Raw genomic sequence first — 26,030 nt, 5'->3', positions numbered from 1 at the left:
ACCCAAAAAAGGGCCATTCTATTCTAACGATATTTTTTGCCCACCAATGGGGCATTTATCAGACTTTTCATGCATATTGTTGCAAAATCACACGCCCTTGGCGACAAATCACGTAAAACGCACCATGTTTTACCTGCATCTGCCTATCAAAGCCCAACGCATGCAAGATGCGCATCTGACGCATCATGTCGTCGAGTCGCGCCTCGGTAGGCATTTTCAAGCCAGCCAAGGCCAACCAATAGCGTATTACCTGCGCCTGACGCGCAGGGCTTAGCTCACGCCACGATTTCAAATCAAAACTGTGATCCCTTTTGCGGTAATCCAATTTTTGCAAATCTTCTGCGGCTACTTCTTCCAGTAACTGTGCTGTATCACGGCTTAACTTCGCGTGACGTGTCAGTATTTTCTGCCACCCCTGCCAGCGTTCATTCAAATGGGGCTTTAACCGCTCACGCACCGCACCACGGGTGTAGTCGTCATTCAGGTTGGTGCCATCTTGTACGGCGGTCCAACCCAACCGCTGGCTCATCAGCTCGCCCACAGCCATAATACGGCTACGGGGTATATCTAACCACGGACGCAACACCATAAAGCCATCACGCGGGCTTATAGAAGCCATAGCGCCCAATCCGGTAGGCCCTGAACCGCGCAACAAACGCAGTAAGACGGTTTCAGCCTGATCATCTTGGTGATGCGCCACAAACACATGTTGTATGCCAGTGCGTAGGCATAGCGTTTGGAAAGCCTGATAACGGGCATCGCGCGCAGCCGCTTCTATTCCGTTACCGGACAGCAGGTCTACGTTCACCCTTTCTATGTGGATACTAGCCCCGATCAGGCTAGCGAGCTTTTGCACGTGTAGCGACCACTGATCCGCAACCTCTTGCAAACCATGGTGTACGTGAAAGCAATGTAGAGGCAGTTCTAGGGCATGTGCCCAAACTGCCATGTGCAGCGCCAAGGCCGCCGAGTCCACCCCGCCGCTCAATGCTACCGCAACCTGCTGCGGCGCTGGCTGCGGCAGGTTGGTGTACAGCGTATGGATGGACTGTAATAAGCCTACGTCGCACAGTTCTGCCAGCGGATGGGCCTGAATCTGTGCGAGCGGGAATTTAGGAACGAACTTCCTGGAAACGGCCATAAGACAGCAAACGCTCCAAGCGACGCTCACGCAGTTGCTCAGGGCTCAAGCCAGACAACTGGCGTAAGGATTCTGCCAATGCACGTCCCAATTGACGGGCCATAGTGGCTGGATCGCGGTGTGCGCCGCCCACAGGCTCGTTCACCACTCTATCAATCAACTCCAACTCTTTAAGACGCGGAGCAGTAATTGCCAAGGCTTCTGCCGCTACCGATGCTTTATCAGCACTACGCCACAAAATGGAAGCACAACCTTCGGGGGAAATTACCGCATAAGTAGCATATTGCAGCATCAACACGGTATCGGCAACTGCAATCGCCAATGCACCACCCGAACCACCCTCACCAATAATGGTGGTGATAATAGGCACATTCAGCTCAGCCATAGCGTATAGGTTGTGACCAATGGCCTCAGACTGACCACGCTCTTCCGCACCAATACCTGGGTAAGCACCGGGGGTGTCTACAAAGGTAAAGACAGGAATATTGAATTTTTCGGCCAAACGCATCAAGCGCAAGGCTTTGCGATAACCCTCTGGACGAGGCATACCGAAGTTACGGCGTGCACGTTCTTTGGTATCACGGCCTTTTTGATGACCAATCACCATGCAAGGCAAACCATTGAAACGCGCCAAACCACCGACAATCGCTTGGTCATCAGCGTACATACGGTCGCCATGCAACTCATGGTAGTCGGTGAAAATTTCATTCACGTAGTCCATGGTGTAGGGACGTTGTGGGTGACGGGCCACCAACGCAGTTTGCCAAGGCGTTAATTTTTCGTAAATGCTACGCGCCAAGGTCTGGCTTTTTTGTTGCAGCCTGCTGAGTTCTTCCGAAATATCAACAGCAGAATCCGTTTGAACAAAACGTAACTCTTCGATCTTGTTTTCGAGTTCGGCAATAGGCTGCTCAAACTCCAGAAATGTATTTCGCATTGTTGTGTCTTCGGGTTAATCGCTAATTCATTCGCTTTCGGCAATAGGATCTAGGCTACGCCACAGATACCAAGTTGCCACCGTACACCAGGGAGTCCAGGCTTGAGCCACTTCACGTGCCTCAAAGCGGGAGACTGGCTCACCACTGTAATAATGTTGAGAGATAGCCCGGATTAATCCGGCATCATCCAACGGTAATACATCTGCACGATGCAGGTTAAAAATCAGGAACATCTCTGCCGTCCAGCGGCCTATGCCACGAATGGCACAGAGTTCTCTGATAATGGCCTCATCGTCCATATCTTGCCAACTCTCTGGGTTTACCTTGCGTTCTTCAAAATGTAGTGCAAGATCCAGAATATATTCGGCTTTGCGTTTGGGCATCCCCATCTGTTGCAAGGCTGCGACTTCCAACGCTAACACATCAGCGGGCGTCGCAGGCGTTGCAAACGCATTATTAAATCGTTCCCAAATAGCCTCCGCATTGCGGCGGCTCACTTGTTGACCAATCACCGCCCGCACTAATGTAGCAAAGGCTTCTGAAGGTGGTTTCAGGTGTTCTTCAGCAAACGTGGGGATGATTTTACGCAGAATCCTATCGCGTTTCATCAAATGTGTTTTGGCTTCATCCCAATAATGCGGTTTATGCACTATCTTTGCTCCTAGGCTCGTCGCCACTGAGTGACGCCACCCGCCTTGTCTTCTAGCTCAATACCCGCTTCTTGCAACTGCTTGCGCAAGGCATCTGCCTTGGCGAAATCGCGGTCAGCTTTGGCTTGAGTGCGCTCTGCCACCAGAGCATCAATAGCATCGTCGGTGAGCTGATCTTCGGTAGAACCTTGACGTGCATCACGCACATAACGAGATGCCGAACGTAAGTACTGCGCTGGATCTTTTTGCAACAGACCCAACACACCACCCAATGCTTTCATCAGGCCAGCGCTTTGTTCGCATTTGTCACGGTTAGCGGCGGCAGAAAGCTCAAACAATACAGCCATAGCACCGGCAGTATTGAAATCATCGTTCATTGCCACTGCAAAGCGTTGTGCCGCAGGCAGTGTCCAATCAATTTCTTGCTCAGCCGCTGGCACATTTGCCAAGGTTTGGTACAAGCGGTCTACCGCTTGCTGTGCATCAAATAAGTTATCTGCTGCGTAATTCTGAATACTACGGTAATGGTTGCGCACAATGAAGAAACGCAACATTTCAGCTTCGCGCGGATTTGCCACGTACGTTGCCTGATCTGCGGCATCACCATCCGCTGCAATGGTTTGACGAATATTGCGGAAATTGCCCAACGACTTGGACATTTTCTCGGCATCCACCATCAATGGGCCACAATGCATCCAGTACTTGGCCATCGTGCCACCAAATGCACCTTCGGACTGTGCAATTTCGTTTTCATGGTGTGGGAATTTCAGGTCAGGGCCACCGCCGTGTATATCTAGAGGCATACCCAGCAAGGAGTGGCTCATGGCCGAGCACTCAATGTGCCAGCCCGGACGGCCTAAACCGTAAGGGGATTCCCATTTGGACTCTGCCGGCTCTTCGGCTTTGGCAGATTTCCACAACACAAAATCCAGTGGGTCGCGTTTACCGTCAGCAACAGCAACACGCTCGCCCGCACGCAAATCATCCAAGCTTTTACCGGATAGCTTTCCATAGCCATCAAATTTACGTACAGCAAAGTTCACATCACCATCGCTGCCTTGGTAGGCCAAGCCGTTTTCTTCCAGCTTGCGGATAATGCCCAACATATCGCCTACGTACTCTGTAGCACGAGGTTCAGAGTCAGGAGACTCTACCCCTAACGCTTTTTCATCCGCATGCATGGCCGCAATATAAAAGTCAGTGACTTCACCGATAGTGCGATTTGTTTCTACAGCACGACGGATGATCTTATCTTCGATGTCTGTAATATTGCGTACGTAATTGACCTGATAACCTGACTGACGCAACCAACGTTGAATCACGTCAAAGCTTACCAACATGCGAGCATGACCAAGGTGACAGAAGTCATACACCGTCATCCCACACACATACATGCGCACAACGCCAGCCTGACTAGGCTTGAATTCCTCTTTGCTACGCGACAATGTATTATAAATGTGCAACATGTACAGTAATCACTTAAAAATCAATACGATAGAATAAAAAAACACGCCAACGCAAGCGTGAATCACCACCAAACCAACAGACACGCTAAAATGACGGATCGTAAAGTATACCAATAAAGGCATCTGACTTCGTGAACCAGACTCTTAATCGCCTGCAAGCGTGTGTATTCGCCTCGCTTTTCATTATAGGGGGTATTTCCAGCATTGCTCATGCTCAAACCCCGCACACCAGACTCTCTGCGCAAGATCAAGAGATTTTTGCCAATGAAGTGCAAGAGGATCGAGGCTGGAAAGGTTTGGCCCGCATTTTGGACTCTATCAGCCCCGGTGCTGACACGTCACGCCCGTTAAGCGCCAGCGAGATCACCCAACGTATTCAACGCATGCTGGATGCCGGACAAGCCGCTGAGGCTTTAGACGCTATTGAAAAACGCATAGCACAACGTGAAGCACGTAACGAAATAGGCTCTGACGTACAACTGTTGTTTTTACAGGGCAGAGCCCTTTCGGCGTTAAAACGCCACGACGAAGCGATCGCTGCGTACCAACAACTCACTATTGATGCCCCTGAACTGCCCGAGCCATGGAATAATCTGGCCGCTGAATATATGCGCCAAGGCAAATTGCAAATGGCTCAAGAAGCACTAGAAATGGCATTGGCTGCCGACCCTAATTACCGAGTCGCTCGTGCCAATATGGGTGAAGTGCAACTGATGCTGGCCAACGAGTCTTTCAAAGCCTCGGGACAATTAGGCCAAAGCCGTACACAACAAACCCAACAAATTCTGCAACAATAACTGTTTAGCCTATTTTTAACGAGCATCGCCTATTATGCAAAACTTACCCTTTTTCAAGTCTGCGCATGTCTTGGCTATGCGCCTCTTTACTCTTGCCGCCCTGCTCTGTTTTGCAGGTCTGGTGTACTCACCAGCGCATGCGGCCTCATCAACTACAACACAAGGTAGCGCCATGAGCACAAACCCAAAAGTTAAACTGCAAACTAACAAAGGCGACATCATTATCGAATTGAACGCCGAAGCAGCACCTAAAACAGTAGAAAACTTCATCGGCTACGTGCAAGACGGTTTTTACGATGGCACGATCTTTCACCGTGTAATCAACAACTTCATGATTCAAGGCGGTGGCTTTGAAGCTGGCATGAAGCAAAAACCAACAAAATCCCCAGTAGAGAACGAAGCTAATAACGGCCTGAAAAACGACCAGTACACACTGGCCATGGCTCGCACTTCCGATCCTCACTCTGCTACAGCTCAGTTCTTCATCAACGTGACGAACAACGACTTCCTGAACTTCACTTCCCCTACACCTAACGGTTGGGGCTACGCCGTATTCGGTAAAGTAGTTGAAGGCCAAGACGTTGTAGATAGCATGAAAACAGCGAAAACTGGCAACAAAGGTTTCCATCAAGACGTACCAGTGGAAGACCTGATCATTGAAAGCGCCACTATCGTTGAATAAACGGGCGTTACGCGGCACCGTTTGGCTTGCCGCGGATATACACCTGGGGCCGCAAGGCCCCCATACATCAGCGGCCTTCTACCAATTTTTGGAGCAGGCCGCTGATGTATGTGAGCACCTGATTTTAGTCGGTGACATCTTCAACGCCTGGATTGGGGACGAGCAAATACATGCTCCCGAGCCCTGGTTAAACGATGCCCTGCAGCACCTGCAGCGCTTCAGCCAACGCAAGAAGCTCTATCTAGTACGTGGCAACCGCGACTTCTTAATAGGCAAACAGCTAGCGTCGTTCTTACAGGCCGAACTACTGCCCGATCAAGTCATACTGCGTACCGATGCGTTTGAGTTCTTGTTATTGCATGGCGATGAGTTATGCACAGACGATCACGGCTATCAACGCTTTAGACGCATTGTGCGTCACCCGCTGACCCAAGCCCTGTTCTATAGCCTGAGCTTAAAAACCAGACAGCGCATTGCCAACTTTTTCAGAAAACGTAGCAAAGCCGCCGGCCAGCATAAAACGTACCAAGTCACCGATGTGAACACTGAGGCATGCCTAGACATCATGCTACAGAATAATCAGCCCACACTGATACACGGGCATACTCACCGCCCTGCCCTGCATCAGGTAGACGCCGAGCACCCCAGCTATAGACGCATTGTGTTGCCTGACTGGGAATTCGATCACAGCCAGCCGCCCCGCGCAGGATGGTTATCCATTACCCCTGAGCACATCATCTTGCACCGCCAAGGCCATGATGACCTACTGTGCGATGTAGTCTCTACACCCACACCATAGCAACAGGCCAACGCATACACGTTGGCCTATGTGTTCACTCGTATCACCGTAAACCTTAGTCGATGACATCAGGAATGATCGTGCGCTGAATAGAGCTATCTAAGGACTCGTAACCAAAGTAATTGATCAGCTCATACAGTTCAGCACGTGTTTGCATGTTCGGTACGCTGCTGGCCGCAGAACCCGTTTGCTTCAGGCTAGTGTAGAAAAGCTCCATCGCTTTGGCTGCAATACGCAAACTGGATACTGGCCAAATCGCCATGTCGTAGCCCAGCTTCTCAAACTCTTCTGCAGAGGTTTGTGGTGTACGACCAAACTCAGTCATGTTTGCCAACAAAGGCACATCGATTTCCCTAGAGAAAATCTCGAACTCTTCTTGCGTTGTCAGCGCTTCGGGGAAAATAGCATCTGCACCGGCTTGCACATACATCTTGGCGCGAGCAATAGCCGCCTCCAACCCCTCGCTGCCTGCCGCATCGGTACGCGCAATAATACGTAGGTCACTACGTGCTTTAGATGCCGCAGCAATTTTAGCGGCCATGTCTTCAGGGCTCACCAATTGTTTGCCATTCAAGTGACCACACTTCTTAGGCAAGATTTGATCTTCCAACTGCACAGCAGCCACGCCCACGTCTTCCAACTCTCGCACCAAACGCATCACGTTTAACGCTTCACCAAAACCTGTGTCGCCGTCTACTACCAGCGGCAAACGGGTAACACGCACAATAGCTTGAGCTCGTGTGACCAGTTCTTCCATGGTGATCAAACCCAGATCGGGCAAGCCCAGCGACGCCGTTAACGCACCACCTGACAGATACAGAGCTTCAAAACCGGCATCACGCGCCAGCAAACCACCAATGGGATCGTATGCACCCACGATGGAAATGAATTTCTTCTGTTCCCAGTAGCTTGCCAGTTGAGCCCCTAAACCACGCGGTTGCGGCTGCTCTAACCACACAGCTTTTGCATCGGTATTAGTCATGATTTCCATCCATTCATATAACGAAATTTATAGCGTAGGAACGCACACAGCACCTTCCATCAGGCGACGCTGCGTACGCACAATACTTGCCGAAAGAATCTGTGGTGCAGGCAGCCCGGCTTGCTGCACCAAATCAACACCCACTTGCACCACACCGCTGGGCGAACCCAAACGTATAGCGCTTAAATCCACGTTTTCACCCACACACTGCCGCACCACACTGCCGGCAATCGCCGCGGCGGTTGCTGTAGCCAGCGACACCGTAATAGGGGCTGCACGATGCGGTTGTCCCGCTGAAATCATGCGCACCATCACATCCACATCACGTGCTGCGATTTCCTGACCGTTGAGCGCTGTATAGGTTTGCGCCTTACCCACCATGCACAATTTAGGAATAGCAATAATGCGTGCCGCCTCTTCCATAGAGGCGGCAATCCCCATGCGCACTGATGCGGCTTGGCGCACATGCTCTAAATCCGCCAACAATGTGGCATGCGCATCTACGGCATCTGGCATGATGTCGGCACTAACACCCACGGCCTCTGCTTGCACAAACACGGCTGGAATCGCTGAATCCACTAGCGTGGCCTGCACGCTGCCGCCCTGCATCGTAGGTAAATCAACCACCACAGCCTCGGCAGGCAGCACACCGCGACCTCGCGTATTAGCAGGGTCTTCAAAACTCAAGGTCACAGGCGCACCAGCAGAAGCCAAGCCTGTAATGCGGGTATCACCGCTCACGCACGCTTCGCCACCTTCTACCGCAAAACGCGACACAATAATCTTGCCGGAGTTGGTGTTATGGATCCTAACCACACACTCACCATCCACTGGCCCCACCACCATTTTTTCGTCGTAGGCAAATGGCCCCACGGCAGAACTCATGTTACCGCAGTTACCGCTGTAATCCACATTAGTACCGGTAACGGAGATTTGCGCAAAGGTATAGTCCACATCCGCACCCTCTACTGAGCTAGGGCCTATGATGCACACCTTGCTCAGCGACGACTGCCCGCCCCCCATACCGTCCAACTGTCTGCCATAAGGATCAGGGCTACCCAATGCTGCCAAAAAAATAGCGGGCCACTGGTGTTGATCTGTAGGCAAATCAGCGCGTTTCAGCATTAGCGCCTTAGAGGTGCCTCCGCGCATGAACACGGCGGGTATACGTTGTTGATGGGCCATGCGTGTTGTCTACTCCATGTTGTTTTCTAACTGACTGGAAAATGCGTTCCAGCTTGCGGTCAAATGTCGACGCATCAGTAGCGCAGCCAATTCACTGTCTCGCTCCATGATGGCCTCTACAATGCGTTGGTGCTCTTTCAAAGCAACCTGCCCCCTGCCACGCACATTTTTATGCTGTGAGCGCAGTAAAACCAATTGCGGATACAGCTCTTCGCTCAACGCACGACGAATTAATTCGTTGCCACTTAGCTGGGCAATCAGGTTGTGGAAATCTCTGTCGCCACTACGTTGCAAATAAGCGCCCGAAGGGTGACTTGCTACGGAGTGTGCATCCATATCCAACAGTGGCTGCAATGCCGCCTTAGCAGAATCATCCACGTTCAGCGCAGCCAATCGAGCGGCCTCAGTTTCTAACGCAGCACGTACTTCATAAAGTGCCTTAGCATCGGCTGCGGTCATCACTCGTACGCTCGCTCCAATATTGGGCGTGAACGTTATCAACCCCAACGCCACTAAACTACGCAGGGCTTCTCGTACTGGACCACGGCTGATATCAAAACGCTCAGCCAACACCACTTCCCCCAACCTGTCACCTGGCTGCAACTTTCCAGCCATGATGTCATTGGCCAGTTCTTGGGCAATTTTCATGCTTGCCGAACCGTGACCTTGGGGATCAATACCTGACATTGTAAACAATCTTAGTCTCGCAATAAAAATAGGTAGAGTGTGTTTTTACTGAAATATAGCATTAACCCCTTAATAAAACACATATTCTAGTAGAAACCCTAATTGATGATAGAAACCTATGGAAGTCCAATAGCCTTACACAAACACACATTGTAAACATTTTCAGTTTGGCGCTCTGCCTTCATCAGGAATAAGCAATGAATTTCAAACGCATCAAAACATGGGCAGCCACATTGTTGGTAGGTAGCTCTCTGACCTTGTCCGCTGCTGCACCCGCTGTAGCACAAAAAGCAGATAACTGGCCTAACCAGCAAATCACCTTTGTGATTGCGTTAGGACCTGGGGGCTCTGCTGACCGTACCGCACGTCTGGTTGCCCAGCAAATGCAAGAAAAACTCGGTGTACCTATTCGTGCCATCAACCAAGAAGGCGGTGGCGGCCATGTAGGCCAAGTGTATTTCCGTAATATGCCAAAAGACGGTACCTTCTTTTTGGTGACTTCCATTCATCCTTACATCAGCAGCGCCATTCTAAATCTGGATGCGGACTATAGTTTGGATGACTTTGCATTTGTGAACGGCCAATGGACCGACATGGACTTGTTTGCGCTAAATGCCAAACTGCCCTACCAAACCATGGACGAATTTATTGCTGCCATCAAAGAGCAACCCGGCAAATTCCGTATCAGCGTAGTGCCTGGCTCAACTGGCCACATCAACACCATCCAAATGCTACAAGCCTACGGTTTGCCTGCTGACGCCGTGAATATCGTGACCTACCAATCTGGTAACGCTGCACGTACCGCGGTAGCGGGTGGTCAAGTAGAAATGGCTGTATTGGCGGCCGATGGCACGCTCCCTATCGCCGAATTCATTCGCCCCTTAGCCGTGGCATCGGATGAGCGCTTAGAAGAATGGGATGCCCCTACTTTGAACGAAGTGCTGCAACAAGCTGGCCGCGAACCGGTACAAACGTTGGTGGGTTCCATGCGTGGTATTGCTGCTCACGCCGAGTTTAAAGAGCAGTACCCAGAGCGCTTCGAGAAATTTGCTGAAGCCTACCGCGAAGTGCTGTCCAATCCAGAGTTCAAAGAAACCTTGAAAAAACAAGGTATTGGTTCGGACTGGCTAGGCCCAGATCGCACTACCGAAATCATCTACAAAAACTTTGAAGTGCTAGAGCAGTACAAAGATCAACTCTAATAGCCATGGGTCTGGCGGGCATTTTTGACTGAACGAACAGTCGCCAGACCCACCGCTTTGGAAACCTCTAATGGCTACACGAATTTCTCTTACACATCTTGTGTTCTTGCTGGTGGTTTGTGCCGCCGCAATCTTCCTCAACTGGAGTGCCTTCAGTGCTTCAGACAAACTCTACAACCTGATCGTGGTGGTACCCAGCGGGATAGCCTGCGTACTGTTGGTGCTGTGCATAGCCATCAGCAATTTACGCAAACCTGCCACCAAAACCTCCGCAACACCTAGCGAAGCACAAGCGGCTCGCAAATCCACCTTAGGCGATCTCTTGCTGTTGGGTGCTTTTGCCGTTTTCTGCCTTAGCCTGACTACCGTCGGCTTTGATGTCGCCACCTTCGTTTTTGTGTGGGTAGGCATTTTAATGGGCGGCGAGAAAAACAAAATTGCGCCACCTATTTTTGCGTTCTTGTTTACCTTGGCGCTGATCAAAGGGTTTGGCTCTTTGTTCCCATTCCCTATGCCACTTCTGGTGTTCTGAGATGATTGATACTTTCGCTTTTTCTCAGTCTTTGGGCTTGCTGTTCACCAGTTTCGACCCTTGGCTATTCGTGATTCCCGGCCTCATTATTGGTCTGGTTTTTGGTGCTGTACCCGGTTTGCAGATCTCCATGGCGATGGCAGTATTTTTGCCAGTAACGTGGGCAATGGACTTCCTGCAAGCCATGCTGTTCTTAACCGCTATCTTCACAGGTGGTGCATACGGCGGCGGTGTGACAGCTGTGCTGATGAACATACCGGGCTCATCGTCCAGTGTCGCCACCGCCTTTGACGGCTACCCCATGGCGCGCCAAGGCAAACACAACGAAGCACTGGGTATTGGTCTGGGTGCATCCGTTGTAGGGACTTTCATCGGCTACGCGCTACTGATGCTATTGATTCAACCCTTAGCTGGTATGGTATTGCGCCTAGGCCCGCTAGAAATGGTGATGATTGTGCTGTGGGGCTTGGCACTGATTGCTACGCTGAACGACAGTACCGTACTTAAAGGCTTGTTGGCTGGCGCTTTTGGCTTGCTACTTAGCCAAGTAGGTATGTCCTCTACAGGCACAATGCGCGCCACCTTGGGTACACCGTACCTGATTGATGGTATTGCAGTAGTACCCGCGATGATTGGTTTGTTTGCCGCGTCCGAATTACTGCGTTTGCGTTCCAGCACGTACTTGGTGGAAGACAAAGCCGCACGTAGCATTTCCATACGCAAAATCCTGACCGGCTTTAAAGAAGTCTTTAAGTACCCAAAAATCCTGCTCAAAGGCAGTTTTATTGGTGCACTGATTGGCGCTGTGCCCGGCGTAGGTTCGTCTGTGGCTAACTTGGTGGCCTACGGTGAAATCCGTCGATCCTCTAAAGAACCCGAAAAGTTCGGTACAGGCTGCACAGAAGGCTTGATTGCCGCGGAGTCTTCCAACTCTAGCTCCGAAGGCGGTTCCATGACAGCGCTGCTCGCCTTGGGTATCCCAGGCGGTGCGGCAACAGCGGTACTGTTGGCAGCGTTCTCGTTCCATAACCTGGTAGGTGGCCCGTCCTTCATTCGCGACCAACGTGATGTGGTCTACGCCATTATCATGGGTAACTTTGGTCAGGTGATTTTGCTGGGTATTGTTGCCCTGATGATTTTGCCTATTCTGGGTCTGGTCGTACGTATTCCTCTGAACTACCTAGTGCCTTCCGTATTAGCACTGTGTGCATGGGGTGGTTTTGGGATTACCGGCACCATTGCTGGCCCTATCACCGTCATGGTGTTTGCAGGTTTAGGCTGGTTGATGCGCCGACACGACTACCCTGTAGCCGCTACCGTGATTGGCTTATTGCTTGGCCAGATGACAGAAAGTGAACTGGTGCGCACCTTGCAGATCTCTGGTGGTAGCCCACTTAGCTACATTACCGAACGTCCTATTGCTATAGGCTTGCTGGTCTTGTTCATTGTCTCGGTCATCATCATGCCTATGCTGCGACGCCAGAAAATGAAAAAAATGGCGCAAGCACACTAATGATGAATCGTGTTTCTAGCTATATGCAATCCCGCGCCAAGGGCTTAATCGCCCTTGGCGTAGGTTTACTTGGCGGCCTAAGTTTTATACAAATGGGCCTGTCTCTGCCGTGGGTACTAGGCAGTTTGGTAGCGTGTTCTTTGGCTGCTCTTTGCGGCGTAAAACTGGCCATTCCTTCTGCATGGCGCGGTTATGCCATGGCCATGTTGGGCACCATCCTAGGCAGCAGCTTTTCCCCCGAAACATTGCATACACTAAGCCAATGGGTCCCCACCCTAAGCGTGATGCTGATTCTGACGGTGGTGTACTTCCTGATCAGCTTCAAAGTACTGGCGCGCTGGTCTGGTATGGATAGGATCAACGCCACTTTTGCAGCCATCCCCGGTGGTTTATCCATTGTTAGCGCCATCGCCGACAGCTATAAAGCTGACAGCCGACGCATTGCCTTAAGCCACTCAGCCCGCTTGGTCGCCTTGCTTGCACTAACCCCCATCGTGCTGCACTACGTAGGCCATTACGAGCTACCCGCCAGCGCGCTACCCATTGGGCAACATGCTGATCAAGCTACGTTTTCATGGGTATCGCAATTGGTATTAGTGGTTTGTGCTGTAGCAGGATGGTTACTCGCACGACAACTACGCTTTGCTACCGGCATGCTGCTGTTCCCGCTGCTGTTTTCCGCGATTTTGCACGCATCAGGTTATACCCAAGCCATTGCTCACCCTGCCGCCGCAGCACTATCCCAATTAGTGATTGGCACCAGTGTAGGCGTACGCTTTGTGGGCTACAGTTGGAAAGTCCTGATCAAAGACGGCTGGTTATCCATACTCGTAGGCATAGGTTTAGCCCTGCTAGCTGTGGTCTGCGCTCTCGCCTTACACACCCTCACTGGCGCACCCTTTGGTGCCGTATTCCTGGTATTGCTACCAGGTGGCGCACCAGAAATAGGCGTCATGGCGCTGGCGTTAAACATAGACCCCGCCATCGTGACCACCCACCACCTAATCCGTGTGTTATTTCTGGTCAGCTTCTTGGGTTGGATCACTAGTCGTATACCAAATAGCACCAAATAAATTTACGCGACGATACCCCCCTTGCCACAAAAAAAGCCGTGATGCATTCACGGCTTTTTATCCTCTGTCGCATAGCGATCAGAACTTGTAGGCAACCCCTAAACGCACATCGTGAGTTCTAAGTTTGAGGCGGTCAGAAATACCGCTCAATACGCTGGCCTTACCATAATCGGTGTAACGATACTCAAGACGAGCAATCAATGAATCGGACAGCGCATAATCCACCCCTGCACCAATATTCCAACCTGCTCTATGTACCGATTTCTTACCTGATGAATCCTCGTCATCCGAAGCCTTCATATAGTAATCACCGTAAGACACACCGCCCGCCACATAGGGCAAGAGGTTATCTAACGCGTAACCCACACGTAAACGCGCAGCACCATTCCAACGCATTTTTAACTTGGAACGCATGCTAGGGTCTAAGTCGCCATCATCGTAATATTTTCCACTGTTGTCTTTCATATCCGAAAAGACAAAATCAGCATCCACACCCAGCACAATATTATTCTCTAGCTGGTAGTTATAGCCGCCATACAGTCCGCCCAGAACCCCATCAGGCTCAAACTTGAATCGCTCATCAAGCTCATTGCTATAGCGCGATGTTCCCCAGCTATACCCTACTTGCCCACCCACATAGGCACCTGTCCAGTTATACGTAGCATTTTGTTCAGCCGCGACGGTAGTAGATGACGCCAGCAGAACAGCTAATGCGACTAGATGCATTCTCATGTTTATCTCCATTAAAAATCTTCCTAATGCCCATACGCAAAAGAATATGGTACGTAGGTTATTTTAGAAAAACATAGGATATGCGCTTACTTACTACGAAAGGACTAAGGATGTTCTGAATATGATTGGTAAATAGTCTACAAAGTAGTACGGATTATTACTTTAATTACAAAGATAAATTAGAAACCTAATAAGTCTTTACAACACGCAATTCTGAATTTCATCCACTATTTTTTTAACAGTGCCGGGCTTCAACGTGATTTCACTGACATTGATGCCATGATCAACGCTCCACACCAGCCTATCTCCTGCAGTAGTTTGTATGTAATACACACAACACCCTGCATCTTCCATAGCCGTACAAGAGAAATCAAAAAGACCATCGACAATCCTCTCCGCATCTCCATAAAAATACTCTCGTGCACTTTTATAGAGAGAGAATGCATCAATATCTAGGTCATTAATTTTCATTTTATCTATAGGGAATTTTTGATAACAACTAATTGTCGTAACCAACTCTATTGTTTCAACACTCCCGAATATTCTTTTCCCATCTATATAAATAGAAAACAATCCATTCTTCCAGATATCTCCTTGATCATTCCATTCACTAACAACATCATATTGGATAGCAAAACAAAAAGGATCACCGATTATCATTACACCCCCATTTTCACACGACAATCATCTTTAACCCACTTCACCTATATACCAATATTCCGTATAAATTTTATTTCCATCACCATCCATCTCATCTCTTCTCACTCCAATCTCTGAAAATTCACTTGGAATTACTAACCCCCACTCAGAACAAAGACTTCTCCCTGAAATATGGGAAATATTTCCCAACATTTTCACGCCTGGTTCTGTATGAAATCTAAAATACTCATCATTCATAAACAAACAAATCTCACTAGCAAACATTTGCGGTAAAGAAATCACGCACGTCACCCGTACCTGCCCTCTCTCATAAGGTTTTGATTTATAAATATTATGAGCAGCATCAATCAAAAACTGTGCACATAAAGATCTAATTTCTACACTAGTGTATTTCCCATCCACCAAACTAGATATCACAGGAAGCTTCACACTCCAATAATCCTGATCCTGTTCAATATCAGGGGGGTAAAAACCTTCCAAACCACGAGTCCACTTACCCAAAGATCGTAGTCGTCGTTTCACACCACGTAACTTCTGCACCCTACCTAATGTTCTCATTCATTACTCCCAACGATCGGTAGAAGAACACATCCTTTGATTCCAGGTTATCTCCACTTTATTAACCTTAAGCTAACAACTAGAAAACCACCAACCACCACTACTTCTATAAGTTACTAGCCCATAAAAAAGCCCGACTCACTAGAATCGGGCTTTTTATCGTTTCAGCGCTTAGCAATTACGCATACAACCATAGCAACACAACCGCACCTAAGGCGATGCGATACCATGCAAATGGACGGTAGGTGTGGCGTGATACGAAGCGCAGTACAGCTTTCACCAAGAACAATGCACTAAAGAATGCCAGCACAAAACCTACGGCAATGCCCCAGCCTTGCTCTACGTTCAAGCTAGCACCGTTACGGTACAAGTCGTACACAGTGGCTGCCATCATGGTAGGCATAGCCAAGAAGAACGAGAACTCAGTCGCTGTTTTACGGTGTACACCAGCCAGCATCCCGCCCACAATGGTGGCACCGGAACGCGATGTACCGGGAATCATCGCAATACACTGCGCGAAGCCTACTACTAACGCCTGTTTCCAGGTGATTTCTTCTAGCGAATAGGCGGTAGCTTTTTCGGAGGTGGCGGTCACACCGTCTTCTACTTTGTAGTTAGGGTGCTGTTTTGCGTAGGCTGGTTTACGCTCTACCCACAACATAATCAAACCACCAATGACCAGCGTGAACACAAATACCAAGGGGTTATGAAATAGCGCTTTGATGTATTTGATAGTCAACGCACCGATGATCGCTGCAGGCAAGAAGGCAATGATCAGGTTTCGGGTGAACATCATTTCGGTGCGATCACCGCTGAAGGTCCCTTTGATCAATTGCCAAATACGCGCTCTGAACAACCAGATCACCGCCATGATGGAACCAAACTGAATCACTACCTCAAACACTTTATTACTGTCAGAGGGGAAAGATATCCACTCACCCAACAGCAACAAGTGTGCTGTACTGGAAACCGGAATAAATTCTGTGAACCCTTCAATCAGGCCCAAAATCGCAGCTTTGATTAAGTACAGCGTGTAGTCAGTCATGAAAACCCGGAAATAGCAAAAATCAATGAAAACGGGCTGTGTATAACACTAGCCCTGACGCAGAAAAGCGGCGTTTACTTGCCTTGCTGCATCACGAATAAAACAGGGGTATTTGAACACGACCCAAGATCAAATCACAATGGGCTGTTTACGCCTGCTTACCTATAGCCATCTGTAGCGATTACCGAGCAGTCAGCCGTTCTATTAACCTTGACCAGAATGGCCCCCACTCTGCGCCTGCATCGCTAATAAAAACACCCCAACATCACAAGAACGTTGGGGTGTTTGAATTACTTCACGGTGCGATTATTCAGCCAAGTGCACCATCATTTGTGTGAAGATTTTTGGTGTAGCTGCAATGATGTTGCCAGACTCGTACCAGGTTTGTTCGCCAGCGAAGTCGCCCACCAAACCACCTGCTTCCAGTACCAACAACGCACCTGCAGCCATATCCCACTGTTTTAGATTAGTTGCTACAAAGCCGTCCAAACGACCACATGCCACATAAGCTAGGTCCAGCACAGTCGCGCCTACGCGGCGTACAGCGGCGCAATCGCTAAGCATAGCGGAAAATGGAGAAGTGCTTTTTACTACGCCGCCAGAGTCGGCTACGTGTGCGCCCAACAATGCGTCATGGTATTTGCGCAAGCTGGACACACGAATACGGCGGTCGTCCAAGAACGCGCCGCCGCCACGAGTGGCGTGGAAAATTTCGTTTTTGGCTGGGTCAAAAATTACGGCATGTGTAGGCACGCCTTTGTTCAGCATCGCAATGGAAATAGCGTAGTGAGGGAAACCGTGAATGAAGTTGGTGGTGCCATCCAACGGGTCGATTACCCACACGTTTTCAGGGTTGTCATTGCCCTCGGGCATGAGTTCGCCTGTTTCTTCGCCTATAAACCCATGGTCAGGGTACGCAGTACGCAGTATGTCAATGATTGCTTCTTCAGCTGCCGCATCAATTTCGGTTACGTAATCGCCGGGGCCTTTGCGGCCAACTTTGATTTTTTCTAGATCCACGCTAGCACGGTTGATGATGGTGCCTGCTCGGCGTGCCGCCTTGATGGCGGTATTCAGCATGGGATGCATAGATAATCCGTTCGGTAAAATTTTCCTGCTCTTGTGCTGCCCGAATGCAATAATAGGGCTACAAAAGCTTTCTGTATCAATGTATTTATGACACAAACATCGGCACACACCAATCACCCTGCCTTCGAGCAGGTTCGCTTCATTATGGTACGGCCCAGCCATCCCGGTAACGTGGGGGCTGCAGCACGCGCAATCAAAACTATGGGCTTTAAAGAACTGTGTTTGGTGGCACCAAAACATGAGCACATTACCGAGCACGCCGAAGCGATTGCTCTGGCCAGTGGTGCAACCGATGTTTTAAGCCAAGCCTCTATCGTACCAAGTTTAGAGCAAGCATTGGCGCCTGTTTCACTTTCTTTTGCGCTAACAGCCAGACCGCGTTATTTGGGGCCACCACCATTAGACATACGCCAAAGCGCGACATTGGGCGCAACACACCTGTCTGAAGGTGCAGGGAAAATTGCGGTTGTACTGGGCACAGAGCGTACAGGGCTCAGTAATCAAGAGCTGGAAAGCTGTCAGCACTTATGCCATATTCCGGCCAATCCTGAGTACAGTTCGCTAAATGTTGCCCAAGCTCTGCAACTGGCGGCATGGGAACTGCGTTATGCATTATTGCAACAGTACGACCTAGAAACTCTGCCTATCGCCCCCGGAAAGGTGGATCCAGGTAAGGCGTTGGCCACCATGGGGCAGTTGGATGCCTTTATGACGCACTTTGAGGAAGCCTTAATAGGCGTGGATTTTTTAGACCCAGAAAACCCCAAAAAGCTGCCTACCCGTATGCGACAAATTTTTAGTCGTAATCGTCTAAGCGTAGACGAGGTGGCTATGCTACGCGGTATGTGTACCGCCATGCTCAAAACAGCAAAGCAAGCCAAATAATCGTTCTGGTACCCCCTGCGGCGTGGAAGACGCAGGGTTACCTGCACAACACGCGCAAAATCGGCCTAGACGGAATCACACCGCTAGGCCTTTTTATTGGGAAACAGAGCGCGCTCTTAGGCCTTGGCGGGATCTAAAATTTTCAGCAACACTGACAAATTCTGGTCCAACACCGCTAGCTGTTCTACCGCCATTGGGGCCAACATCTTACGCTCGTTATCTACGTGTATAGCCACAACCTTGTTAATCAAGGCTAAACCTTCATCGGTGAGCTGCACCAGCATACTGCGTGCGTCTTGTTCGTTAGGTAATCGTACAATCCAGCCCTTGCTTTCCAAGCGTTTTAGCCTGTGCGTCATGGTGCCGGATGTCACCATTAAGGTGTAGAACAAGGCCGTAGGGCTTAAGCAGTACGGTGCGCCACTGCGCCGTAGCGCCGCCAACACATCGAACTCCCACAAGCACAAACCGTATTCGGCAAAACACTCGTCTAATCGTTGCTCTAACAACATGGCGCAACGGTTGATACGCCCTATGGGGCCCATGATCTCCACATCTAAATCAGGGCGTTCACGTCGCCATTGATCCAGAATAATCTCTACCGCATCGTTCTTCTTGGTCATCACACGCCTCTGCATTTATCTTGACATCAAGATAAAAAACTCTCAGAATGAATTTATCTTAAATTCAAGATTAATCCAAAATGACTGCTCCTGTCTCTACTTTTCCGTGGCGCGATAGTTTGCTAACAGCACTGGCCCCTGCCATTTGGGGGTCTACCTATATTGTGACTTCTGAGATTCTGCCACCCGATAGACCATTTACGGCAGCACTCATACGCGCGCTTCCAGCAGGCATACTGCTGGTATTACTCACGCGCAAACTGCCTTTACGCCAAGACTGGCTACGTTTACTCATCTTGAGCGCTTTAAATATTGGCGTGTTTCAGGCCTTGCTATTCGTCGCCGCGTACCGCTTACCCGGCGGCTTAGCGGCTGTACTAGGTGCCATACAACCGTTGTTGGTGATGGTGCTAGTCTGGGCTGTAGATGGTAAATCTCCCGCACAAACCACCTTATGGTCAGCAGTAGCGGGGGTAATAGGTATGGCGATTTTATTGTGGTCACCACAAACCCAGTTTGAACCCATAGGCGTAGGGGCTGCCTTGTTAGGTGCGGCCAGCATGGCAGCGGGTATTTGGCTGACTCGACGCTGGCAAGTACGGCTACCTGTTTTAGCGCTTACAGGTTGGCAGCTACTTTTAGGCGGAGCCATGTTAACCCCGGTAGCTTATTTGGTGGATGCCCCGTTGCCCCACTTAACCGCTGCGCAATATCTGGCCTATGCCTACTTATGTTTGGCGGGTGCCTTGTTAGCCTATGTGCTGTGGTTCAGAGGGATTGTGCGACTGCCTACGGTTGCTGTGGCTTCGCTAGGCTTGCTCAGCCCCTTAACAGCCGTGATCTTAGGCTGGGCATTATTGTCACAAACCATGAGCGGTTCAGCATTAGTGGGGTTACTGATTGTGTTAGTCAGTGTATTTGCAGTGCAGTGGACCTCTAGCAAGCGCTAAATGCAGGTGTCATAAAAAAGGTCATTGGGGTTACCCAATGACCTTAAGAACTGCTCCCTAACATCAGTACAGAGTTAGGCTTCCTTACATGCCTAACCCTTTAGAAGGCCACACGCACCTGTACTTGCGCTGAATGATCTCGTTGGCCATTACCCAGTTCCCCTTTGTAGCCAATGCCCACTGAAGAGTAACGGCTTAGTGATACTTCGGCACCCAGCTCGATGAGTGCGGTATCTCGTGCCAGCGGCACACCTGCTACCGTGAAGTTTTGGCCGCCTTCAAAGGCCATGGTTCTGTCAGACGTTACTGAGCCAATAGCATGACGCCATCCTAAAGAGGCTCGCAATCTGCCATCGTACTCACCCATTTGGAAGTTATTGTGCAAGCGTACCCCTAAGGTGCTGCTGGCTAAGGTGTGATTACTGGACTTACCCTCTAATGCTGCAAAACCACCTTTTTCACTAAAGCCACGTATACGCTGCTCAGACACGCTCATGCCCACAAAGGGCTCTATGCCCATTTGGTCGTACTGCCCAAAGGCATAGCCCACTTCAGCAAAAGCTTGCGCTGTATGTGCACTGTAATCGGCTTTGAGTTTTTGATCCAAACTAGACACCGTACGTTCGGTGCGAATGTCGTGCCAGGTATAGGCCAAGCCACCCAACATGTTGATATGGTTAGCGCCAGCTTCCATGCTTCTACCGGCATAAATAGCCACGCTGTAGTTATCAACTTTAGTGTTTGATGACCTGTCATCTACATCTGCCTTGGCATGTATATAACCAACGGCTGCACCTACACGCCAATCACTGCTACCCAGTTTTTCATCCATACCAAGGAAAACACCGGTAGTGCGCTGCTTCATCTGGCCTACGTTATTATCACCATCGAAACGTTGCCAATGGCCAATGACCTCAGCCCATGCCGGCAATGCTTTAGAGGATGGCCATGCTGATGCGGGTAAGGCACCATCGCTTTGCGCAACAGGGTCGCCAGCACGTCTGCCTGCCGTTAAATTGCTATACAAATGCTGACTACCCAGATTGGATGCCAAGCTGCCTACACTCGCCAAACCACTGGCTACGCTGGCGTGGGTCTCGCCCGATAAGCTGTCAAACACCGCTGGTGGCGCTCCAGCAGGCAAGGTTTCTACAAATTTGTACAACGCGTGGCTGCTAGGCAGGCTTTCTATACCTTGCGCAGTCGCAATCTGATTACCTGTTTGGGCTAAATCAGCAAAATCAATGACGGTTGTGCCACCGCCTTCTTCTTCCTCTGACTTACGTTCTAGTTTTAAGCTTACGGCATTGGCACCATAGCCCAAGGCCACATCCAAATACGCATAGTTGGATTTCACCTCACCAAAATTACCTTGAATGCTGCTGGCTTCTAGGATGGTGTAGGTTTTGCCAACTTGAAAATCTGTTTTGGCATTCATCTCAGTACCAGCATGCAAGACACTGCCGCCTAGCGTAGCCGTACCAGCCACTTTCAACAGACTGCTGCTATCACTGTCTGGGTCAGCCTGCACGTAATAGGTAGACCCTTGCTCTAAGCGTAAGTCACCCGCAATGCGCATTGTGCCGTAGCGCGTAGCATTGTCGCTGGGGTTAATCGTGGCACCGCGTTGCACGGTTGTGAGCATACCCGCACTACCTACCGTACCCGTGCCTGCCAACGTTGCTCCGTTAGCCACGGTTACATCGCCACCCAAACTACTGTTTTTAGTGATGAGCAAGCCACCATCGGTAACCTGTGTGCTACCCGAAAAAGTGCTGCTATTGCCGGTTAACGTCAGCACACCCGCGCCTGTTTTACTGATGTGGCCTGTGCCGCTAATGGCTTGCGCCAACGTAGCATCGTTGCTTTGCTGTAGCTGCAAGTTGGCATTATTCACAATCGCGCCGCTGCCTAGACTCTCTGCGTAGGCCACCACACTGCCATCATCAATATTCAAGCCGCCAGACCACGTGTTATGCCCTGTTAAATGCAGCTCACCCGTGCCGGTTTTGGTCACACTACCGCTGCCTTCTACGGCTTGCGATAACGTGGCATTGCTCGCTTGATCTAACTGTAGCTCGGCCTTGGTCTTGATTGTTCCGCTGCCTAAGTTGGCTACACTAGCTACCAACGTACCGCCATCAATCACAGTGCCACCGCTGTAGCTGTTTGCACCTGCCAACACCAAGGTGCCATCACCCGCTTTGGTGAACACACCACTGCCAGACAAATCACTGTCTAGCGTGAATAGATTGGCACTATCCGCAATATCTACGGTACCGCCCTGCGCACCCAACCCCCAGGCACGATTACCATTGCTGGTAAAGCTGGTACCGGTAATCTGCAAACGCCCACCATTCAGGGTGACAGCTTCGCCGCTTAACCCTAAGCTCGCATCCTGCTCTACTGACAGCGTGCCAGCAGATACGGTAGTGCCACCGCTGTAGCTATTAACAGCGGTTAGCAGCAATGTGCCAGCACCCGTTTTATTCAAGCCATCACTACCCGCTAAAACGTTCTTGATGGTGGTCTGCCATTGACTGCTACCAGCACTGCCATCACCTACGCGTATTTCCACTGGGCCGGAATTTGTGCTGCCAGCGACTAGCGTTAAGGTATCGCCATCCATCACATAACCATCGCTGGCAAATTGCATCGCCGTGGCTTGCACTGCTCCGTGCTGATTACTCACCGAAACTGTACCGGCATCCCCCCCAAAGATGGCAAAACCCGGCTGAGGGTTCATCGCTGAGGTAAGCGTACCCTGAACATCAGCCCAATTAGCAAAAACGGTGCTCCACACCCCCGAACCACCTCCTAGCTGCGAGCTAGAAGCCAAACCATTGGCATTCCAGAAGTTCAGTGTGAGGCCACCACTGCCATTAATCACATTAATCTGTTTACTGCTGGTCAGATGCTGCACCGTCATACCCGCGATGGAAGGCATAAGCCCTCCATTCTGTTGAGTGAGTGCTCCTTTGTAATCAAACAAGCGGTATAAACCGTCGCCAAAACCACTGACTTGCTGTACATCTAACTGCACACCATTCAGTGTGATATCCCCGTCTACACTGGTGCTAGTACCTTGCCCAGGCGTACTCATGTTAGGGCCAGGAGCGCCTAGCGCTACCGTCAACCGACTACCCTGCTTCATTGTCAGGTCGCCCTGAATCGTCAGGTTACCCGTACCAATAGCCTCTCCAGGGGCCAATGCTGCGCCTGACTCCACCTGAACGTTACCAGCCAGCACCCCTTGCCCAGCTAGGGTGGCACCACTCTCCACCGTGACCTGAGCACTGGCTAGACTACTATTCGCTTGCAACTGCAAACGTCCAGCTTTTACTGAGGTATCCCCGGTATAAGTATTGTGGCCAGCTAAGGTCAACGTTGCAGTGCCTAGCTTCGAGAGTGATCCATTGCCGCGAATATCACCCTCTACGGTAAGCGCCTTACTACCCAGTACCCTCAGTTCACCCTGCAGCACAACCTTGTTACTTAGCACTACATCGGCACTACTGTCTAAGTTCGTATTCGATGCGGCCACTAGCTCGCCTGACCCCAAGGCCTTATTGTTGCCCACTATCAACGTACCTGCATTCAACGCAATGCCACCCGCATGGGTGTTACTACCGTTTAGGGTCAACTGCGCAGCACCATTTTTCGCCAATGCGCCTGCGCCACTAATAATGCCATTCAATGTCAATGCGTTACTGCCCGCCACGGTCAGATTACCCATTACCGTCACTGCATTACCTAACGAAATAGCATTACTACTGTCCAACACAGTACCTGCGTCTGCCGTTAGCATGCCCGTTCCCAACGCATTGCTATTGCCTAGCACTAGCATTCCTGCACTTAACACGGTGCCGCCACTATAGATGTTGTTGTGACCATTTAACGTTAATGTGCCTGTCCCCTGTTTCACCAGTGATCCAGTGCCAGCAATACGACCGTCCAGTGTCAGCGAGTCATTGCCTGTTATCGTCAGAGCACCATTAAGGTCTACCTGATTATGCACTGTTTGATTACCTGTAGCGCCCAAGGTAGTCCCATTGTAGGTAGTCAGCTTACCTTGACCTAGCGCATTTGAATGACCAAGCAACAGCGAGCCGCCGCGCAATGCAGTTCCCCCTGAGTAAGAGTTGTTCCCACTCAATTCAAGGGTACCAGCATCCAACTTCGCTACACCACTGCTCCCACTCATCGGAGCCTCTATAACCGCCGTTACACCAGAGTCTACGCGTATTGCGGCACTATCCCCATTGCTGCCTAGCAGACTCAGTTCGCCCGCAGCCCCTGCAGCCACGGTATAGCCATCCGTTACGAACTGCATGCCATTGAGGCTCTGTACACCCTCTACAAATACCCTACCGGAATTCCCCTGAAAAACAGCAAAACCAGCTGACCATAGATCATTAGAGTTGCCATCCTCGGTCGTCCAGTTCGTATTCGTACTGTTCCATACACCACTGCCACCCTCGATCACACCATTAGCTATATTGTCGCTGCCATCCCAAAACTGAACTTCCTGACCAGAGGCTTTAACCACTACATTTACCTGACCAGCAATAGCTGTCTGAATCGTTAGGTCACCAGCCTGCCAGCCGTTAGGTAAAGTCCCCAACTTCAGTCCGTTATTAGCCAACGCTCTATAGGTGAATAAGAGATAGACACCACTTCCAAAGTCGCCAGCATCCGTAACATTCAATGCGCCGTTTAACGTCAGACTCTGATTTACCTTGAAAATTTCCTGTGTACCTAGGCTAGGGGCACCGAGCGCAACATCAACCTGTGAGTCAGTATCCAAAGTTAAGGAGTCCATCGTTAAGGTACTACCGCTGCGGCCTACTACCCTACCGTCCTTACTCACCGTGACTGCCCCCACCGTACCTGTACCTTTTAATGCTGCGCCTGCCGCAACCGTTACCCCTGCGTGGGCCACCCCTGTCACACTCAGTGCACCACCATTCAGCGCTACCGTAGGGTTTTGGGTGCTTGATGGAAAGAGGTTGCCAGACAGGTTCCAAGTACCGCTGTTAACAACTAAATGACTAAAATTCAGGTATTTATCGCCATTTATGGTTCCCGAACCTGCCGTTCCTGAGCCTACACCATTAGTGGCGTTTTGTAGCGCTAAGATATTGCCGTTATTGGCTGAGCCAGCATCGACGGTGCCTGTGGCGGCATAGTTAACGTTTGCAACCGTTATGCCCTTCCCCACACCAGCGTTACTCGCAAGCGATGAGCCTGTAACGGCTATAAAGCGGTTACTCCCTCCCTCTGCGCCTAGGTGCACACTACCCTGAACAGTACCAGTATTAACGAACTCGTTACCTGCGGTAGAGGCCTGCATACCCACTCTGCCAATAATTGTTCCGCTATTCTGCACCGCCTGTTTCGCACCGCCTCTCAGCGTCATTGCGATTAAGTCTTCCAATTCCCCACTGCTAGCCAATACACGCCCGGCCTGAATAGAACCATAATTGATTACGCTCGTAGTTCCACCAGCACCGTTGCTTATGCGTAGCGCAGCACCGCCATCGCTAACATCAACTGATTGCCCTGATATGAAGCCAAATACACTGTTGTTTATCGTTACTGTGCTCCCAGCAAGATTCTCAATCTGCACACCCACAACAGGCTCAAGCTTCGGCACACTAGCATTTATGTTGCCGTTATTCAAAAGCGCAACACCGGTGCCGGTAAGTCGTATTGCATACCCTGCATTCTCCTTTGGAGTGACCGTTGCAGTAGCTATACTAAGACTCAGATTACTGTCTGATGATTCGTAGCCCGCGACCGAACCGCTACACGTTACTACTTTAAGGCCTGCCTGTGTAC

23 protein-coding genes are annotated in these 26,030 nt (G+C 50.3%); 9 read left to right on the top strand and 14 right to left on the bottom strand.

The genetic code is table 11. From position 1 onward, the window contains the following. Window positions 1–67: 67 nt before the first annotated feature. From tilS to cysS, 4 genes are read right to left on the bottom strand one after another with little or no spacing between them, the layout of a single operon-like run. Window positions 68–1,141, bottom strand: coding sequence for a tRNA lysidine(34) synthetase TilS (tilS, locus tag AC3QL0_RS04020; RefSeq protein ID WP_493010188.1), 1,074 nt, complete (start codon window positions 1,139–1,141; stop codon window positions 68–70). Next, window positions 1,113–2,078 carry an acetyl-CoA carboxylase carboxyltransferase subunit alpha gene (locus AC3QL0_RS04015; RefSeq protein ID WP_493010187.1) on the bottom strand — a complete coding sequence of 322 codons (966 nt, stop codon included), beginning with the start codon at window positions 2,076–2,078 and terminating at the stop codon, window positions 1,113–1,115. The genes tilS and AC3QL0_RS04015 overlap by 29 nt, the downstream gene beginning before the upstream one ends. 27 nt (window positions 2,079–2,105) lie before the next feature. Further along, window positions 2,106–2,687, bottom strand: coding sequence for a DNA-3-methyladenine glycosylase family protein (locus AC3QL0_RS04010; protein WP_493010938.1), 582 nt, complete (start codon window positions 2,685–2,687; stop codon window positions 2,106–2,108). 53 nt (window positions 2,688–2,740) lie between these two features. Next, window positions 2,741–4,195 (bottom strand): cysteine--tRNA ligase, encoded by a 1,455-nt coding sequence (gene cysS / locus AC3QL0_RS04005; protein ID WP_493010186.1) that lies wholly within the window; start codon window positions 4,193–4,195, stop codon window positions 2,741–2,743. Between the two features lie 131 nt (window positions 4,196–4,326). Here cysS and AC3QL0_RS04000 point away from each other — a divergent pair, with 131 nt between their 5' ends. From AC3QL0_RS04000 to AC3QL0_RS03990, 3 genes are all read left to right on the top strand, one after another. Next, entirely contained in the window at window positions 4,327–4,992 is a 666-nt protein-coding gene (locus AC3QL0_RS04000) for a tetratricopeptide repeat protein (protein WP_493010185.1), read from the top strand. 172 nt (window positions 4,993–5,164) lie between these two features. Beyond that, on the top strand, window positions 5,165–5,674 hold the full coding sequence (locus AC3QL0_RS03995) for a peptidylprolyl isomerase (RefSeq protein ID WP_493010184.1): 510 nt from the start codon (window positions 5,165–5,167) through the stop codon (window positions 5,672–5,674). Beyond that, window positions 5,649–6,473 carry a UDP-2,3-diacylglucosamine diphosphatase gene (locus AC3QL0_RS03990; protein ID WP_493010183.1) on the top strand — a complete coding sequence of 275 codons (825 nt, stop codon included), beginning with the start codon at window positions 5,649–5,651 and terminating at the stop codon, window positions 6,471–6,473. The genes AC3QL0_RS03995 and AC3QL0_RS03990 overlap by 26 nt, the downstream gene beginning before the upstream one ends. Window positions 6,474–6,528: 55 nt before the next feature. Here the strand turns inward: AC3QL0_RS03990 and prpB are convergent, their stop codons facing one another. Genes prpB through AC3QL0_RS03975 form a run of 3 tightly spaced genes read right to left on the bottom strand, consistent with a single transcriptional unit; the run spans window position 6,529 to window position 9,327 of the window. Further along, window positions 6,529–7,455 carry a methylisocitrate lyase gene (gene prpB, locus AC3QL0_RS03985; RefSeq protein WP_493010182.1) on the bottom strand — a complete coding sequence of 309 codons (927 nt, stop codon included), beginning with the start codon at window positions 7,453–7,455 and terminating at the stop codon, window positions 6,529–6,531. Window positions 7,456–7,482: 27 nt separating this feature from the next. After that, window positions 7,483–8,640, bottom strand: coding sequence for a PrpF domain-containing protein (locus AC3QL0_RS03980; protein ID WP_493010181.1), 1,158 nt, complete (start codon window positions 8,638–8,640; stop codon window positions 7,483–7,485). A gap of 9 nt (window positions 8,641–8,649) precedes the next feature. Next, window positions 8,650–9,327, bottom strand: a complete 678-nt coding sequence (locus AC3QL0_RS03975) for a GntR family transcriptional regulator (protein ID WP_493010180.1) — start codon at window positions 9,325–9,327, stop codon at window positions 8,650–8,652. Between the two features lie 197 nt (window positions 9,328–9,524). Here AC3QL0_RS03975 and AC3QL0_RS03970 point away from each other — a divergent pair, with 197 nt between their 5' ends. The 4 genes from AC3QL0_RS03970 to AC3QL0_RS03955 all read left to right on the top strand — a co-directional run bounded on the left by AC3QL0_RS03970 (window position 9,525) and on the right by AC3QL0_RS03955 (window position 13,647). Further along, window positions 9,525–10,529, top strand: a complete 1,005-nt coding sequence (locus AC3QL0_RS03970) for a tripartite tricarboxylate transporter substrate binding protein (protein ID WP_493010179.1) — start codon at window positions 9,525–9,527, stop codon at window positions 10,527–10,529. A gap of 70 nt (window positions 10,530–10,599) precedes the next feature. After that, entirely contained in the window at window positions 10,600–11,061 is a 462-nt protein-coding gene (locus AC3QL0_RS03965; protein ID WP_135866445.1) for a tripartite tricarboxylate transporter TctB family protein, read from the top strand. 1 nt (window position 11,062) lies between these two features. Continuing rightward, window positions 11,063–12,574 carry a tripartite tricarboxylate transporter permease gene (locus AC3QL0_RS03960; RefSeq protein ID WP_493010178.1) on the top strand — a complete coding sequence of 504 codons (1,512 nt, stop codon included), beginning with the start codon at window positions 11,063–11,065 and terminating at the stop codon, window positions 12,572–12,574. Next, window positions 12,574–13,647, top strand: coding sequence for an AbrB family transcriptional regulator (locus AC3QL0_RS03955; RefSeq protein WP_493010177.1), 1,074 nt, complete (start codon window positions 12,574–12,576; stop codon window positions 13,645–13,647). Before AC3QL0_RS03960 ends, AC3QL0_RS03955 begins: the two co-directional genes overlap by 1 nt. A gap of 78 nt (window positions 13,648–13,725) precedes the next feature. Here AC3QL0_RS03955 and AC3QL0_RS03950 read toward each other — a convergent pair whose 3' ends face one another. From AC3QL0_RS03950 to AC3QL0_RS03930, 5 genes are all read right to left on the bottom strand, one after another. After that, window positions 13,726–14,379: an outer membrane protein gene (locus AC3QL0_RS03950; protein ID WP_493010176.1), complete on the bottom strand. Its 654-nt coding sequence runs from the start codon at window positions 14,377–14,379 to the stop codon at window positions 13,726–13,728. 198 nt (window positions 14,380–14,577) lie between these two features. Then, window positions 14,578–15,039, bottom strand: a complete 462-nt coding sequence (locus AC3QL0_RS03945) for an immunity 42 family protein (protein WP_493010175.1) — start codon at window positions 15,037–15,039, stop codon at window positions 14,578–14,580. 30 nt (window positions 15,040–15,069) lie between these two features. Continuing rightward, window positions 15,070–15,597 (bottom strand): DUF3916 domain-containing protein, encoded by a 528-nt coding sequence (locus AC3QL0_RS03940; protein ID WP_493010174.1) that lies wholly within the window; start codon window positions 15,595–15,597, stop codon window positions 15,070–15,072. Window positions 15,598–15,775: 178 nt separating this feature from the next. Beyond that, window positions 15,776–16,642 (bottom strand): undecaprenyl-diphosphate phosphatase, encoded by an 867-nt coding sequence (locus tag AC3QL0_RS03935; protein ID WP_493010173.1) that lies wholly within the window; start codon window positions 16,640–16,642, stop codon window positions 15,776–15,778. Window positions 16,643–16,948: 306 nt separating this feature from the next. Beyond that, window positions 16,949–17,731: an inositol monophosphatase family protein gene (locus AC3QL0_RS03930; RefSeq protein WP_135864652.1), complete on the bottom strand. Its 783-nt coding sequence runs from the start codon at window positions 17,729–17,731 to the stop codon at window positions 16,949–16,951. 87 nt (window positions 17,732–17,818) lie between these two features. On the opposite strand from AC3QL0_RS03930, the gene AC3QL0_RS03925 reads away from it, so the two are divergent. Beyond that, the gene (locus tag AC3QL0_RS03925; protein WP_493010172.1) at window positions 17,819–18,616 is read left to right on the top strand and encodes an RNA methyltransferase; all 798 of its coding nucleotides are present in this window, start codon (window positions 17,819–17,821) and stop codon (window positions 18,614–18,616) included. A 116-nt stretch (window positions 18,617–18,732) separates the two neighbouring features. On the opposite strand, the gene AC3QL0_RS03920 is transcribed toward AC3QL0_RS03925, so the two are convergent. Next, the gene (locus AC3QL0_RS03920) at window positions 18,733–19,239 is read right to left on the bottom strand and encodes a MarR family winged helix-turn-helix transcriptional regulator (RefSeq protein ID WP_493010171.1); all 507 of its coding nucleotides are present in this window, start codon (window positions 19,237–19,239) and stop codon (window positions 18,733–18,735) included. 80 nt (window positions 19,240–19,319) lie between these two features. On the opposite strand from AC3QL0_RS03920, the gene AC3QL0_RS03915 reads away from it, so the two are divergent. Continuing rightward, entirely contained in the window at window positions 19,320–20,189 is an 870-nt protein-coding gene (locus tag AC3QL0_RS03915; protein ID WP_493010170.1) for an EamA family transporter, read from the top strand. 100 nt (window positions 20,190–20,289) lie between these two features. On the opposite strand, the gene AC3QL0_RS03910 is transcribed toward AC3QL0_RS03915, so the two are convergent. Beyond that, complete coding sequence (locus AC3QL0_RS03910) at window positions 20,290–25,626, bottom strand: autotransporter domain-containing protein (protein WP_493010937.1); 5,337 nt, start codon at window positions 25,624–25,626, stop codon at window positions 20,290–20,292. Window positions 25,627–26,030 lie beyond the last annotated feature (404 nt).

The sequence above is a fragment of the Paenalcaligenes sp. GW821-LYS-B07-1 genome (assembly GCF_058803365.1).
This window is presented reverse-complemented; position numbering and strand designations above follow the sequence as displayed.